Source organism: Leucobacter tardus (assembly GCF_017583045.1).
Classification (GTDB): domain Bacteria; phylum Actinomycetota; class Actinomycetes; order Actinomycetales; family Microbacteriaceae; genus Leucobacter; species Leucobacter tardus.
On the sequence record NZ_JAGFBF010000001.1, the window covers coordinates 78,163 to 91,888 of the forward strand.

General features: G+C 69.0%; 14 protein-coding genes. 3 read left to right on the top strand and 11 right to left on the bottom strand.

Going from position 1 to position 13,726, the window contains the following annotated elements; translation table 11 throughout:
- Window positions 1–4 precede the first annotated feature (4 nt).
- The 3 genes from J4H85_RS00335 to J4H85_RS00345 form a co-directional block, all read right to left on the bottom strand.
- Window positions 5–1,531, bottom strand: a complete 1,527-nt coding sequence (locus J4H85_RS00335) for an acyl-CoA synthetase (RefSeq protein WP_208235827.1) — start codon at window positions 1,529–1,531, stop codon at window positions 5–7.
- A gap of 77 nt (window positions 1,532–1,608) precedes the next feature.
- The gene (locus tag J4H85_RS00340; RefSeq protein ID WP_208235828.1) at window positions 1,609–2,613 is read right to left on the bottom strand and encodes an ABC transporter substrate-binding protein; all 1,005 of its coding nucleotides are present in this window, start codon (window positions 2,611–2,613) and stop codon (window positions 1,609–1,611) included.
- A 69-nt stretch (window positions 2,614–2,682) separates the two neighbouring features.
- Entirely contained in the window at window positions 2,683–3,135 is a 453-nt protein-coding gene (locus J4H85_RS00345) for a MaoC family dehydratase (RefSeq protein WP_208235829.1), read from the bottom strand.
- Between the two features lie 99 nt (window positions 3,136–3,234).
- Between J4H85_RS00345 and J4H85_RS00350 the strand changes: the two genes are divergently transcribed.
- Window positions 3,235–3,726, top strand: a complete 492-nt coding sequence (locus J4H85_RS00350; RefSeq protein WP_208235830.1) for a MarR family winged helix-turn-helix transcriptional regulator — start codon at window positions 3,235–3,237, stop codon at window positions 3,724–3,726.
- 15 nt (window positions 3,727–3,741) lie between these two features.
- On the opposite strand, the gene pcaC is transcribed toward J4H85_RS00350, so the two are convergent.
- The 5 genes from pcaC to pcaH are packed head-to-tail and all read right to left on the bottom strand — an operon-like array spanning window position 3,742 to window position 7,726.
- Complete coding sequence (pcaC, locus tag J4H85_RS00355) at window positions 3,742–4,149, bottom strand: 4-carboxymuconolactone decarboxylase (protein ID WP_208235831.1); 408 nt, start codon at window positions 4,147–4,149, stop codon at window positions 3,742–3,744.
- Window positions 4,146–4,925, bottom strand: a complete 780-nt coding sequence (locus J4H85_RS00360; RefSeq protein WP_208235832.1) for an alpha/beta fold hydrolase — start codon at window positions 4,923–4,925, stop codon at window positions 4,146–4,148. The genes pcaC and J4H85_RS00360 overlap by 4 nt, the downstream gene beginning before the upstream one ends.
- Before the next feature lie 20 nt (window positions 4,926–4,945).
- Entirely contained in the window at window positions 4,946–6,337 is a 1,392-nt protein-coding gene (locus tag J4H85_RS00365; protein ID WP_243893287.1) for a lyase family protein, read from the bottom strand.
- The gene (gene pcaG / locus J4H85_RS00370) at window positions 6,327–6,902 is read right to left on the bottom strand and encodes a protocatechuate 3,4-dioxygenase subunit alpha (RefSeq protein ID WP_208235833.1); all 576 of its coding nucleotides are present in this window, start codon (window positions 6,900–6,902) and stop codon (window positions 6,327–6,329) included. Before pcaG ends, J4H85_RS00365 begins: the two co-directional genes overlap by 11 nt.
- On the bottom strand, window positions 6,902–7,726 hold the full coding sequence (pcaH, locus tag J4H85_RS00375; protein ID WP_208235834.1) for a protocatechuate 3,4-dioxygenase subunit beta: 825 nt from the start codon (window positions 7,724–7,726) through the stop codon (window positions 6,902–6,904). Before pcaH ends, pcaG begins: the two co-directional genes overlap by 1 nt.
- A gap of 139 nt (window positions 7,727–7,865) precedes the next feature.
- Between pcaH and J4H85_RS00380 the strand changes: the two genes are divergently transcribed.
- Window positions 7,866–9,665 carry a sugar phosphate isomerase/epimerase and 4-hydroxyphenylpyruvate domain-containing protein gene (locus J4H85_RS00380; RefSeq protein WP_208235835.1) on the top strand — a complete coding sequence of 600 codons (1,800 nt, stop codon included), beginning with the start codon at window positions 7,866–7,868 and terminating at the stop codon, window positions 9,663–9,665.
- 9 nt (window positions 9,666–9,674) lie between these two features.
- On the opposite strand, the gene J4H85_RS00385 is transcribed toward J4H85_RS00380, so the two are convergent.
- A complete protein-coding gene (locus J4H85_RS00385; RefSeq protein WP_307863282.1) occupies window positions 9,675–10,445 on the bottom strand; it encodes an IclR family transcriptional regulator in 771 nt (256 codons plus the stop codon).
- Window positions 10,446–10,665: 220 nt separating this feature from the next.
- Between J4H85_RS00385 and J4H85_RS00390 the strand changes: the two genes are divergently transcribed.
- Entirely contained in the window at window positions 10,666–11,859 is a 1,194-nt protein-coding gene (locus J4H85_RS00390) for a 4-hydroxybenzoate 3-monooxygenase (protein ID WP_208237238.1), read from the top strand.
- On the opposite strand, the gene J4H85_RS00395 is transcribed toward J4H85_RS00390, so the two are convergent.
- On the bottom strand, window positions 11,849–11,998 hold the full coding sequence (locus tag J4H85_RS00395; RefSeq protein ID WP_208235837.1) for a hypothetical protein: 150 nt from the start codon (window positions 11,996–11,998) through the stop codon (window positions 11,849–11,851). The genes J4H85_RS00390 and J4H85_RS00395 overlap by 11 nt on opposite strands.
- Complete coding sequence (locus J4H85_RS00400) at window positions 11,995–13,356, bottom strand: L-lactate MFS transporter (RefSeq protein WP_208235838.1); 1,362 nt, start codon at window positions 13,354–13,356, stop codon at window positions 11,995–11,997. The genes J4H85_RS00395 and J4H85_RS00400 overlap by 4 nt, the downstream gene beginning before the upstream one ends.
- Between the last annotated feature and the right edge of the window lie 370 nt (window positions 13,357–13,726).

Below are 13,726 nucleotides of genomic sequence, written 5' to 3' on the forward strand. Positions count from 1 at the left end.
CACGTCAGCTCCCGGCGAACTGGCGTCGCAGATCGGTCTTGCGGATCTTGCCGCTCGCCGTCCGCGGAAACTCGTCGACGAAGACGATGCGCTTCGGCACCTTGTACTTCGCGAGTCGAGTGGCGAGATGGTCGACGATCGCCTCGGCGTCGAGGCTCTCGGGCTCGCGCAACTGCACGATCGCGAGCGGTACCTCGCCCCACTTCTCGTCCGGAACGCCGATGAGGGCGGTACCGGCGATCTGCGAGAATTCCATGATGACCGCCTCGACCTCGGCCGAGTAGATGTTCTCGCCGCCCGAGATGATCATGTCTTTCAACCGATCGGTGACGAAGAGGTAACCGTCGGTATCGAAGTAGCCGAGGTCCCCCGAGCGCACCCAGCCGTCGACGATCGCCTCGCTCGTAGCCTCGGGACGACGCCAGTACTCGTGGATGACATTGGGTCCGCTGATCCAGATCTCGCCGACCTCACCCCTCGGCAGCGTCGCGCCGTCGGCGCCGACGACTTTCACATCGGTGAAGAAGTGCGCGATCCCGGACGAGCCGATCTTGTGCTGCGCCATATGCGCCGGGAGCGCCGTCGCGCTCGGCGAGGTCTCGGTCATGCCGTACCCCATCGAGAAGCCGAGCCCGCGTGCCGCGTACGCGTCCATGGTGCGCTCGGGCACCGCCGAACCGCCGCACGTGAGTCGCTGGAGACTGCTGATGTCGCTCGTCTCCCACGCCTCGTGCTCCTGCAGCATCTGGTAGGTCGTCGGCACACCGGCGAGCATCGTGATCCGCTCGCGTTCGATCGTCGCGAGCACCCGACCCGGATCGAACTTCTCGTGCAGCACGACGGTGCCGCCCTGCAGCAGCACCGTCAGCGCGCCATTGGTGAGGGAGGCGACGTGGAACATGGGCGAGATGAGGAGCACGCGCTCACCGGGGCTCACGCCGTAGTCCACGATCACGTTGAAGGTGTTCCACGTCAGGTTGCCGTGCGTGAGCACGGCGCCCTTCGGGTGGCCGGTGGTCCCCGAGGTGTAGAGGATCAGCGCCGGATCGTCGAGAGCGACGGGAAGGTCGACGGGCGCATCGGAGCGTCCCGAGGCGACGACGGTCTCGTAGTCTTCGAGCTGATGCTCTGCGGTGCCGCCGACCATGATGTGCCGGCTCACCCCGGTCGACCAGCTCCCGGCCCGAGCCAGATCACGGAGATCCGACTGGAAGACGAGCGTTTTCGCCGCGGAGTTCTCGAGCATGAACTCGATCTCGGGCCCGGCGAGTCGGGTGTTCAACGGGACGAAGATCGCCCCGAGGCTGGCCGTGGCGAAGAAGACCTCGAGCAGCGAGGGGTGGTTGTTGCCCAGGTAGGCGACCCGCTGGCCCGCCGCCACGCCGCGTGCAGCGAGCGCATCGGTCAGGCGCGCGACGCGCTCGGCGAAGACGCCGTAGGTGATCCGCTCGTCGCCGTGCACGATCGCGACGCGATCGGCGTGACGCAAGGCTTTGCGGGCGATCCACGGGCCGATGCCGGTGTTCTGCACGCCTGCTCCCTTCGATGAGGATCCGGCGGGCCGAGGACGAGGTGACCGTCCCCGGCCCGCTCGGAGCGCGGGGCTGACTAGTCGGTGGTGATGACCGTGTCGAGGTCGGCGGGGTTCTCGAGCATGCCGTACCGGACCGCAAGATCGTTCAGTTCTTCGATCGCCTGCGGATCGAGCTCGCCGCTGATGTACTCGAGGTTCACGTTCTCGACGACCGCGGCATCCATCCCGGTGAAGTCGACGACTGCCTGACGGTACATCTCGTCGTCGGACATCGCCAGCTCGGCCGCTTCGGTGATCGCGTCGCGGAACGCCGCCGTCGTCTCGGGATCGGACTCCGCGAAGTCGCCGGACGTGAACGTGACCATGGTCGGCAGACCGTCGATCGCGCGGAGCGGATCGCCGAGCAGCTCGATGCCGTCCGTCGCCTTCGCCCCGCTGATGAAAGGCTCCGGGATCCACGCCGCATCGATGTTGCCCTGCTCGAGCTGCGCCTGCTGATCGGGGAACGCGATCTCGGTAAACTCGACCTTGTCGGGGTCGCCCCCGTCGCGCTCGACCATCTCCATCGTGGTGAGCTGTCCCTGCGTCTGCAGCGTGTTCACCGCGACGGTCTTGCCCTCGAGGTCCGCGTACGACTCGATGCCCGAGTCGTCCGAGACGACGAGTCCCGACGGTGCGTTCTCTTCGGGGTCACCCGGGGTCTCGGAGTTGCGCGAGTAGTTCGCGATGATCCGCATATCGAGCCCCTGGCTGGCCGCGGTGAGCACCGACTGCGGGTTGCCGACCGCGAACTGGATGTCGCCGTTCTGCACGGCGGGAAGCAGCGCTGCGCCGCCCTGACCGATCTGCACATCGACGTCGAGGCCGTGCTCCTCGAACACTCCCTCGTCGATGCCGAGCTGCACGACCGACGAGGGCGCGATCTGCAGCAGGCCGACGGTCACCGGCGTCAGGTCGCTCGATGCGCCGCCCGATTCGCCGCCGCTCTCCTCGCCGCTGAGCGATCCGCCCGAGCAGCCGGTGAGCAGGAGGCCTGCGGCGCCGACCGCCGCGATTGCCGAAACGGTGAATTTCTTCATGTCAGTATCTCCTTTGAAACTGATGCGGTGTGGGCCGACCGGGTGGCCGCGCCCGATGCCTGCGCGGGGTCAGGCGTAGAAGCGCTGCAGGCTGCGCGCGACGACGGCCGGCTTGGCACCGCCGTCGATCTCGATGATCACGTCGACCGCGATCTGCACCCCTCCGGGTACCTCGTTCAGCTCGGCGATCGTCGCCGACATGCGAATCCGGTCCCCGACCTTGACCGGTGCGGGGAAGCGCACTTTGTCGAGGCCGTAATTGACCTTCGTGGTGACTCCGGTGACGTCGAGCAGTTCGACCCACATCGGGATCAGCAGCGAGAGCGTCAGAAACCCGTGTGCGATCGGCGCTCCGAAGGGACCCTCGGCGGCCCGCTCCGGATCCGTGTGGATCCACTGGTGATCGTCAGCCGCATCCGCGAAGGTGTTGACGCGATCCTGCGTCACCTCGCGCCACTCCGTGGCACCGAGATCGGTGCCCACCAGCGTGGACAGCTCCTCGAACGCAATTGTCGTCGTCATCGACGCACCTCCCCGTGTCAGTTGTTGATCATCAAACCGCAAACACTTGAAAAAGTCAACTATTGAGCTTTGCCCCTATCTATCGACTACAGTGTCACCATGGCACTCGACAGCAGCACGACAGCGGTCTCGCCGTCGGCGGCGAGCTCGACTCGCCTGTGGGACTCCGCCATCAGCGACGACGTCTCCTTTCTGCTGGCTCGCGCCAACGCCGTATCGATGGCGCGGACCCGCCAGGTCCTCGGACCCTTCGGGCTCAAGGTGCGCTCCTACGCGCTCCTCGGCATCGTCGCCGCCGACACGCGTCCGTCGCAGCGCGAGCTCTCCGAGTTCCTGAGGCTCGACCCGAGCCAGATCGTGTCGCTCGTCGACGAGTTGCAGACGCGCGGTCTCGCGCGGCGCGAACCCGACCCGCGCGATCGTCGCGCGAACGTCGTGGTCGCCACCGACGCGGGTGTCACCCTGTTCGCCGAGGCGCGCGAGCAGGTGCTGCGCGCCGAGTCGGCCTGGCTCGCCGACCTGCCCCGAGAGATCCGCGACCGCTTCGGTCGTGCGCTCGCGCAGCTCGCGACCACCGAAGACGACTCCTGATCGGGTCGCCGGGTTTCACAGGTCGCCCGTCTCCTCGAGCACGCGCTGCGCGAGCTTGAAGGCGACGTTGGCGGCGGGCACCCCGCAGTAGAGCCCCGCCTGCAGGATGACCTCTCTGATCTCCTCGACCGTGAGCCCGTTCCGTCGCGCCGCGGCGACGTGCATCGCGAACTCGTCGTGGTGTCCGAGTGCGATCATCGCCGTGAGCACCGCCACGGAGCGCGACCGTCGATCGAGTCCGGGACGCGACCAGATGTCGCCCCACGCGGTGCGCGTGATGAAGTCCTGGAAGCCCGCGGTGAAGTCGGTGGTGCCGGCGATGGACCGCTCGACGTGGGCGTCGGAGAGCACCTCGCGCCGCACCGCCATGCCGTCGTCGTAGCGCTCTTCGTCGCTCCGCCCCGCTCCGAACGGGCGGCTCATCGCCCCACCTCGGCGAAGAACGACAGCAGTTCGCGCGCGACGGCGTCCGGTTGCTCGGCCGGCGGCTGGTGGGCCGCATCGGCGATCATGCACTTGCGGCCGTGCACCACGCCCGCGACGATCTCGTCCTGCGCCTCCTCAGGGCCGACGGTGTCGAACTCGCCGCCCATCGCGAGCACGGGCACGCGGATCTCGCCGAGACGGTTCCGCACGTCGTACGTGGCGAGCGCTTCGGCGCACCGCGCGTAGCCCTCGTCAGGGGTGTCCTGCAGCGCGTGCAGGATCCGGCCCGAGAGGTCGGGCTGGTTCGCGACCGAGTTCGGGCCGAACCAGACGCGCGACGACGGCCCCACGAGCGCCGACGTCGACTGCGACCGTACGAGTGCCGCGCGCTCGGTCCAGTGCTCGGCTCCGCCGAGCTGCGCCGCCGATGCGATGGCCGCGACACCGTCGCAGAGGTCGGGGTGCCGCAGGGCGAGCTCGAGGGCGAGTGCTCCGCCGATCGATACGCCCGCATACCGCACGTGCGCGGACGCGATACCGCTGATCGCCTCGGCGACGGCGTCGGCGAGCTCGGCGAAGGTGAACGGGTCGGTCGGAACGGGTGCGCTGCCGTGACCCGGGAGGGTGAGCAGCGACACCCGATACTCCGCCGCGAGGTGCGGAATCACCTGCTCCCAGATGAGCGGGCCGGTGCCGATCGAGTGGCCGAGCACGACGAGCGGGGCGTCGGCGCGGCCCACGGGTGCGGTGAGGCGGACCTCGGGAAGTCTCATGGCGTTCCTCTCGTGGGCGGTCAGTCGGTGCGCGACCGGTCGGCGCTCAGCTCGTCGACGAGCGCGGCAGCGAGCCCGGTGTACTGCGCGGGATCCAGCAGGGCGTCGAGATCGACCCCGGCCTGAGCGACCGCGGGATCAGCGGCGAGGATCGCCCGCAGGTCTTCCCCGCGACTCGCTCGGGCGACGAGATCGGAGACGGCCCCGGGCCCGATGCGGGGACCGAGCACGAGATTCAGCCGCTCGGCGAGCACGAGACCGCCGGAACGCCCCAGGTTCCGCGCACCGGCGCCGGCGTCGACGCGCAGACCGTGCGCCACGGTGCGCGCCTGGGCACTCGCCCCCAACGCCGCGCGCAACAGCTCGCGCAGCGCCGGCCACTCCGCGTGCCACGCGCCGTCCGGCCGCTCGTCAACGGCGAGCGCCGACGCGGCGTGCAGCGTCGCGCCCAGGTGCGGCGCCCGGATCGCCGCCGAACGGATGAGCACCGAGCGCGCGGGGTTCCGCTTCTGAGGCATCGCGGATGAGCCGCCGCCCGCCCCTTCGGCGAGCTCGCCGATCTCGGTGCGGCTGAGCGTGGTCACGTCGGCCGCCAGCTTGCCGAGCGCATCGATCACCTGCACGAGCGCGTCGCCGAGCTCGGTGACGGGCCAGCGCTCCGTGTGCCACGGCGCCTCGGGCTCCTGGAGTCCGAGCTCCGCGGCGAACCGGCCCGGGAGGGCGCGCGCGGCATCGATGCCGCCGATCTCCGCGAACGATGCGAGAGTCCCCCCGGCTCCGGCGAGCTGCGCGGGCAGTGCGGAGGCGGCCTCGTCCAGTCGGTGCGTCGCGCGGTCGATGCCGCGCCACCAGTTCGCCGCGCGCAGTCCGACGGTCGTCGGCACGGCCTGCTGCGTCAGGGTGCGCGCCACCACGACCTCGTCGCGGTGCGCCTGCGCGAAGGAGCGGAGCGCGCTGCAGGTCTCGTCGAGATGCAGCCGCACTTCGGCGACCGCTCGCTTCGCGGTGAGCATCAGCGCCGAGTCCATGATGTCTTGACTCGTCGCGCCGCGGTGCACCCACGAGCGCGTCGATTCGGGTACGCGCTCGCGCAGCACGGCGACGAGCGGGATGACCGGATTGCCACCGGAGACCGCGTCGGCCGTCAGCTGCGCGAGGGGAAAACCGCGCAGCACGCACGGATGGCCCGCGCCCTGCCACCCGAGGTGCTGAGAGACGAGTTCGCCCACCTCGTGCGGCGCCGCACCCACTGCGGACCAGGCCCGCACCAGCGCCGTCTCCGCCGCGATCAGCGCCCCGCCGATCGCGGCGTCCGAGACGGCGCCGTCGTGCCCGACCGACACCGGCGAGAGGAGCCCGGCGTCGATCGCGTCGGGCTCCTCGGTGTCGCCGATGTGCGGGTCAGTAGGCAAGGAACACGGTCTCCTTCTCGCCCTGCAGGTGGATGTCGTGATGGAGGTAACCCTCGGGCGTTCGCGTTGCCACGAGCGTAGCGCGATCATCGGCACTGAGCGACGCGAGGAGCGGATCGGACGACAGCCGGTCCACGTCCTCCGGCAGATAGATGCGGGTGTGCAGCTTGTCGGGCAGCCCCCGCGCGTAGACGATCGCCGCGAAGAACGGGGCCTCCCCCGACACGGAGCCGGGGTTGCGTGTCCAGAACTCGTAGCGACCGTCGTCGTTCACGAACGACCTGCCGAATCCGGTGAAGGTGTGATCGTCGCGGTGCAGTGTCCCGCGGGCACGGGGCACCGTACCGTCGGTGTCTGCTCCGAAGATCTCGACGATGGCGTCGGGGATCGGCGAGCCGTTCCCGTCGAACACGGTGCCGCCGAGCACGATGGCGCCGGGCGAGTGCGGGAAGGCGACCTGGTGCTTCTTCGCGAAGTCGGTGCCGAAGGCGAAGAACGGCCCGACGGTCTGTCCGGGCGTCGGCTCGTGCGTCTTCGCGGGAACGGATGCGCTGCGGTCGGTCATCAGTGGTCGCCCTCCTCAGGCTCGAACCAGGTCGCCGACGGGCCGTCGACGACGATGTCGAAGCGGTACCCCATCGAGAACTCGGGAACGGTCAGGTCGTGGTCGTAGACGCCGATCAGGCGGTCCCGATCCTTCTGGTCGCGGATGGTCTGGTAGATCGGGTCGAGCGCGAACAGCGGATCGCCGGGGAAGTACATCTGGGTGACGATGCGCTGCGTGAACGACTGCCCGAACACCGAGAAATGGATGTGCGCCGGGCGCCACGCGTTGACGTGATTCTTCCAGGGGTAGGGACCGGGCTTGATGGTGGTGAACTGGTACTCGCCCCGACCGTTCGTGATCGCCCGCCCCGCCCCGGTGAAGTTCGGGTCGAGGGGCGCGGGGTGCTGATCGCGCTTGTGGATGTAGCGACCACCCGCGTTCGCCTGCCAGATCTCGATGAGCTGGTTGCGCAGCGGGCGTCCCCACGAATCGAGCAGTCTGCCGTGCACCGTGATCCGCTCGCCCTGCGGCTCGCCACCCGCTGACTGCAGAGTGAGGTCCGACTCGATCGCGGCGACGTCGCGCTGCCCGTACGCCGGCGACCACAGCTCGATCGTCTCGGGATCCGTCATGCGTGGGTCCTTCGTCGGGTGCCGCAGCACGCTCGATCGGTACGGCGGGAAATCGACCAACGTGCGCGGCAGCTGCTGCCCCGCCGCAGCGCGCTCCGCCGCACGGGCGTGGAGGGTCGCGATCTCATCGGTGATCTGTCGCTGCGATGCCTGGTCGGGCGCCGCCAACAATGATTCGGGTGCCGCTGCGGCAGAAGCGTCCGCTGTCATTCTGGTCTCCTTTGACGTCGGTGAACTGAATCCGAAGGCTCTCGCTAGCGTGGCACCTCCGCTGTCGACGCGCACCATTCCTCCCACTGAGTGGGAAACGCCGGAGAGTAGGCCCCACCCGTCCCCTAGATTGAAAGGCATGCGTACCTCTATCGCGTCGGTCTGCCTGTCCGGTGGCCTCGTCGAAAAACTCCACGCCTGCGCCGAAGCCGGTTTCGACGGGATCGAGATCATGGACGCGGACCTCATCGCGGCCTACGAGTCGCCCGAAGAGATTCGAGCGCTCTGCCATCGACTCGGCCTCACGATCGACCTCTTCCAGCCGTTCCGCGATTTCGAGGCCGTGGACGAGGCGACCTTCGCCGACAACATGCGCCGCGCGCGGGCGAAGTTCGAGGTCATGCAACGGCTCGGGGCCGACATGATGCTGCTCTGCAGCAACGTCGCGACCGCGACGACACCCGACTTCGACATCGCCGCCACGCAGATCGGTGCGCTCGCCGACCTCGCCGCCGAATACGGCATCGACATCGCCTACGAGGCACTCGCGTGGGGTCGCTACGTCAGCGACTACCGGGACGCCTGGGACATCGTCCAGCGAGCGGACCGTGCGAACCTCGGCGTGTGCCTCGACAGCTTCCACATCCTCTCGCGCGGCCACGATCCGGCGGGAATCGCGGAGATCGACCCCGACAAGCTCTTCTTCCTGCAACTCGCAGACGCGCCCCGAATGGACCTCGACGTGCTGTCGTGGAGCCGGCACCATCGGCTCTTCCCCGGTGAGGGCGACTTCGACCTCATCGACTTCCTGTCGCACGTGATCCTCGCGGGGTACCGCGGACCGCTCTCGCTCGAGGTCTTCAACGACACCTTCCGGCAGACCGATGTGACGCGCACGGCGGCGCACGCCCTCCGATCCCTGCACTGGCTCTACGACCGGACTGCGGCGCAGAACGACTGGACCGACCTCCAGCTCGACGCCCCGCAACCGCCGTGCGCCATCGACTTCGTCGAGGTGTCGGGCGAAGACCTCTCGGCCGTCGAGCGCACGCTCAGCCAGCTGGGCTTCACGTTCGGCGGACGCCACCGCACGAAGGCGGTGCGGTTGTGGGAAGCGGGCGACGCTCGCGTGATCCTCAACGAACAGGTGCGCACCCCCGGTTCCCGTCTCGTCGGGCTCGGCTTCGAGGTCGGCGACGCCGCAGCGGCCGCACGACGCGCACACGCCATCGGCGCACCCCAGGTCTTCCGGCGCACGTACGCCGGAGACTACGAACTCCCCGCCGTCGCCTCACCAGACGGCACCGAGGTCTACTGGAACTCGCGCACCGCGGCCGAATCCTGGCTCGACGAGTTCGAGGGTCGCGTGCCGCTGGGCGAAGACACCGCCGAAACCGCGCTGCACGGCGTCATCGACCACCTCAACGTCGCCTACCCCTGGCAGGAGTTCGACGAGGCGGTGCTCTTCAATACGAGCGTGCTCGCCCTCGACGCCGAACCCGCCTCGGATGTCCCCGGGCCCCGCGGCCTCGTGCGCAGTCAGGTGATGCGCACCGCCGACGGCGCAGTGCGACTCGCGATGAACCTCGCACCGCCCACCGCACCGGAACTCCCGCGACACGTCGCCATCCGCGTCGACGACGCCGTGTCCGCGGCGCGCCGCGCTCGGGCGCGAGGACTCGCGTTCCTGCCCATGCCGAGCAACTACTACGACGATCTCGACGCCCGGTTCGGGCTCGAACCCGACTTCCTCGCGGAACTGCGCGAACTGAACCTGCTCTACGACCGCGACGAGCAGGGCAGTTTCATCCACTTCTACACCCCGACGATCGGCGACATCTTCTGGGAGGTCGTCGAACGCCGCGGCACCTACGACGGGTACGGTGCCGCGAGCGCCCCCGTGCGCCTCGCCGCGCAGCGCGGCGGACCGCTGCTCTGACCGGAACGGTCAGCGCGCGTCGCGCAGAGCCGCCGTGAGTTCGCTCGCCGCCTGGGCGACGAGACGGGCGAGGTGTCGCTCGTCCGCACGCTCGAGGTGCACGACGAGCCCGAGAGCGACCGGTGGAAGACCGTCGAGCACCGGCAACGCGACCGCCACCGAGATGTTGCCGAGCGTCATCTCCTCGCGCGTCGTCGCGTAGCCGCGATCGCGCGTCTGCACGATCTCGTGCCGCAGCGCGCCCTCGTCGCAAACGGAGTGCAGCGTCTCGGGCGGGCGCGGAGCCGTGAAGTACTGCGCCAGCCACGACTCATCACGGGTCGCCAACAGCGCCTTGCCCACCCCGGTCGTGTGCAGCGGCCCCTGACCACCGGCCCGCGTCACCGTGGGGATGGACATCCGACCCGTCACGCGACCGACGTACAACGCCGTCGACTGGGCCGGGCTCGGGCCGTCGAGCACGGCGAGATGCACGTTCTCGCCCGTCGCCTCGTACAGGCGGAGCAGGTGCGGGATCGCGCGCTCCCTGAGGCGCACCGAGACCGGCGCGAGTTCGCCGAGTTCCCACAGCCGCGTGCCGATCACATAGCGCTTGCCGGGCACTCTGGCGAGCAGCCCCCGCTCGACCAGCGTCGCGAGCAGGCGGTGCAGGGTCGACGAGGCGAGCCCGGTGACCCGACCGATCTCCGCCGCCGTGAGTTCGAGCTCGTCCTCGGAGAAGCAGTGCAGCACCCGGAGCGCGCGATCGAGCACGCCCTCGCCGTGTTCCGGTTCTGCCACCGCTCCTCCGTCGCCATCACGCACTCGGCTGCGGCACATGCGCGCTGCCGACTCGACGCTGCTCTCACTTTAGTCCCACTCAGTGAGAGTGCGTTGGCGACCGGTGCGCCTGCTCGGCAAGCTGGACGAGAACGGTGCAGTCCGCGGTCGTCCCGCGCGCCACCTCGTCGGAGACACCCTCGTCGACGATGCCGCAGTCAACGATGACCCAGGAGAGCCCATGCCCCTCGCCAGCACCCAGGTAGCGATCGTCGGAGCGGGCCCCGCCGGGCTCCTCCTCTCCCATCTCCTCGCCGAGCGCGGCATCGACTCCGTCGTGTTCGATCGGCGCACGCGCACAGAGATCGAATCGACGATCCGCGCCGGCATCCTCGAGCAGGGCACCGTCGATATCCTGTCGACGCTCCCCGGCAGTCGTGTCCTCACCGACGGGAACCGCCATGACGGCATCGAACTCCGCTTCGCCGGCGAAGGTCACCGCATCGACTTCCCGAGCCTCGTCGGCCGCAGCGTCTGGCTCTACCCGCAGCACGAGGTCCTGAAAGACCTCATCGCCGACCGCCTGGCCGCGGGCCAGGACATCCGCTTCTCGCACGAGGTCACCGGGGTCTCGGGGATCGACGGCGACCGCCCCGCGGTGCGCGCGCACGCGGTCGACGGCGACGGAGAGGTCGTGCCGGAGACGGTGATCGAGCTCGCCGCCCAGTTCGTCGTGGGCGCCGACGGTTCGCGCAGCGTCGTCAGGCAGGCGGTCGCCGACCGCGAGACCAGCCGGTACCGCGAGTACCCGTTCGCGTGGTTCGGCGTGCTCTGCGAAGCGCCGCCGAGCGCGGACGAGCTCATCTACAGCAACTCGGACGCCGGCTTCGCACTCATCAGCCAGCGCTCCGACACGGTGCAGCGCATGTACTTCCAGTGCGATCCCGACACCGATCCCGAACGCTTCAGCGAAGCCGAGCTCTGGGACACCCTGCAGGCGCGGGTGCCCGGAACGACCCTCCGCGAAGGGCCCATCTTCCAGCGGGACGTGCTGCGATTCCGCAGCTTCGTCGCCGGCCGCCTGCGGCGCGGTCGCGCCGCGATCATCGGAGACGCCGCCCACACCGTGCCGCCCACCGGAGCGAAAGGCATGAACCTCGCCATCGCCGACGTGCTGCTGCTCGCCGACGCCCTCGGCGACCTCGTGCTCGAGGGCGACGAGCATCGCATCGACGCCTTCGCCGACATCGCGCTGCACCGCATCTGGAAGGCGCAGCACTTCTCGTGGTGGATGACGAGCATGCTCCACCGCACACCCGACGCCGGCGCGTTCGACCGCGAGCGACAGCTCGGCGAGTTGCGATCCGTCGTCGAGTCGGACGCCGGAAAGACCTACCTCGCCGAGGCGTACACCGGGTGGCCGTTCAGCCGGTGAAGATCGCCGCCGCCTTGATGGCGGTCTGCACCAATCCGTAGCCCAGTCCGCCGACCACCACGAGGGTGAGCGCGGTCGCCACCACCCGGTACGGTCCCGTGGCGCCGTTCCCCACCGGGGATTCCGAAGTCGCGTTCATCGCTGCTCACCTTCCTCGTTCGTCGCCGGAGCCTCGGGCTCGGCGAACTTCTCCTTCACGGGACGCACCAGCAGGTTCGCGATGAACCCGATCACCAGCAGGCCGACCATGATGAGCAGTCCTGGCGTGTAGAGCGACGGACCCTCGAGCCCCGAGTCTGCGCCCTTCTGCACCACCGAGTTCACGACGAGCGGACCCACCACACCCGCCGCCGACCATGCGGTCAGCAGGCGACCGTGGATCGCGCCGACCTGCATCGTGCCGAACAGATCCTTCAGGTAGGCCGGGATCGTCGCGAACCCGCCACCGTAGAACGACATGATCACCAGGGTCGCGACCAGGAAGAGCGCGAGGGACCCGCCACCGAACATCGAGATCAGCAGATACGCGACCGCACCGACACCGAGGTACATCATGTACGTGTTCTTGCGCCCGATCACATCGGAGAGGGTCGACCACACGAACCGTCCGCCCATGTTGGCCAGCGAGAGGAGTCCGACGAAGCCCGCGGCCGCGGCGGCGGCGATCCCGAAGTAGTCGGTGATCATCGGAGCCGCGTTCTCGAGAATGCCGATACCGGCCGTCACATTCGTGAACAGCACCACCCAGAGCAGCCAGAACTGCGGGGTGCGGATCGCGTTCTTCGCGGACACGTTGCGCTTCGTCTGCATCGGCTTCGCGCGGTCCTTCGACGGATCCCAGTTCTTCGGGCGCCAATCCGGGTGCGGCACGCGAATCACGAACGCACCCGCAGCGATCACGAAGGCGTACACGATCGCCAGCGTCACGAACGTCGGCGTCAGACCCGCCACCAGATCGCTCGCCTCATCCCCGCCGCCGTAGAACGACATGAGCGCGTTCGACATGGGGCTGGCGATCAGCGCGCCGCCGCCGAAGCCCATGATCGCAAGACCCGTCGCCAGGCCCGGACGATCCGGGAACCACTTCATCAGCGTCGACACCGGCGAGATGTACCCGATGCCGAGCCCGATGCCGCAGATGAACCCGTAGCCCAGGTACACGAGCCACAACTGGCCCGTCGCGATCCCGAGCGAGGCCACGAAGAAGCCGGACACCCAGCAGGCGCCCGCGGCGAGCATCGACGCGCGCGGGCCGACCTTCTCCACCCACGTGCCGAAGATCGCCGACGACAACCCCAGCATCAGGATCGCCAGCGAGAAGATCCAACCGATCGACACCTCACGCGCATCGAAGTGCTCCATGAACGGCGTCTTGAACACGCTGAACGCGTACACCTGACCGATGCAGAGGTGAATCGCGAGTGCAGCCGGCGGAATCATCCACCGGTTGAACGTGGGCGGGGCGGTGATCGCCTCGCGTCCGAATCTCGAAGCCATATCGTTGAGCGTCCTTGCTGTCGGTGTTCGCCGTCGCTGTCACATTCGCGCGGCCTAGCCGCGCACCCAGACCATGGTGGCATACTTCGGGCGACTTCACAGGAAACGGCGGGGCGCGGGTCGCCCGGCGCGGGCGGGGGCGGGGGCCTTCGCCGAGAGCGCGTAAACGCACCCTTCGAGGGTCGCGAAGCCAGCACAACTGCGACCTCGACAGGGGTTCCCGGCGGGAGCGCCGCGTTCGCCCCGACCTGACCCCCGCCTCGCCTCACCCCCCGGCGGCGTCCCACCGAGAGCTCGCAAAGACACCTTTCGAACGGCGCGAAGCCAGCACAACTGCGATCTCGAGGGCATGGGGACGGGGAGGGGCATG

Bases quoted from the DNA above. Each gene is read 5' to 3' on its own strand.
- J4H85_RS00390 (WP_208237238.1), top strand. From the start codon at position 10,666: ATGCCCCTCGCCAGCACCCAGGTAGCGATCGTCGGAGCGGGCCCCGCC.
- pcaC (WP_208235831.1), bottom strand. From the start codon at position 4,149: ATGAGCCGCCCGTTCGGAGCGGGGCGGAGCGACGAAGAGCGCTACGAC.
- J4H85_RS00340 (WP_208235828.1), bottom strand. From the start codon at position 2,613: ATGAAGAAATTCACCGTTTCGGCAATCGCGGCGGTCGGCGCCGCAGGC.
- J4H85_RS00360 (WP_208235832.1), bottom strand. From the start codon at position 4,925: ATGAGACTTCCCGAGGTCCGCCTCACCGCACCCGTGGGCCGCGCCGAC.
- J4H85_RS00395 (WP_208235837.1), bottom strand. From the start codon at position 11,998: ATGAACGCGACTTCGGAATCCCCGGTGGGGAACGGCGCCACGGGACCG.
- J4H85_RS00345 (WP_208235829.1), bottom strand. From the start codon at position 3,135: ATGACGACGACAATTGCGTTCGAGGAGCTGTCCACGCTGGTGGGCACC.
- pcaH (WP_208235834.1), bottom strand. From the start codon at position 7,726: ATGACAGCGGACGCTTCTGCCGCAGCGGCACCCGAATCATTGTTGGCG.
- pcaG (WP_208235833.1), bottom strand. From the start codon at position 6,902: ATGACCGACCGCAGCGCATCCGTTCCCGCGAAGACGCACGAGCCGACG.
- J4H85_RS00400 (WP_208235838.1), bottom strand. From the start codon at position 13,356: ATGGCTTCGAGATTCGGACGCGAGGCGATCACCGCCCCGCCCACGTTC.
- J4H85_RS00350 (WP_208235830.1), top strand. From the start codon at position 3,235: ATGGCACTCGACAGCAGCACGACAGCGGTCTCGCCGTCGGCGGCGAGC.
- J4H85_RS00380 (WP_208235835.1), top strand. From the start codon at position 7,866: ATGCGTACCTCTATCGCGTCGGTCTGCCTGTCCGGTGGCCTCGTCGAA.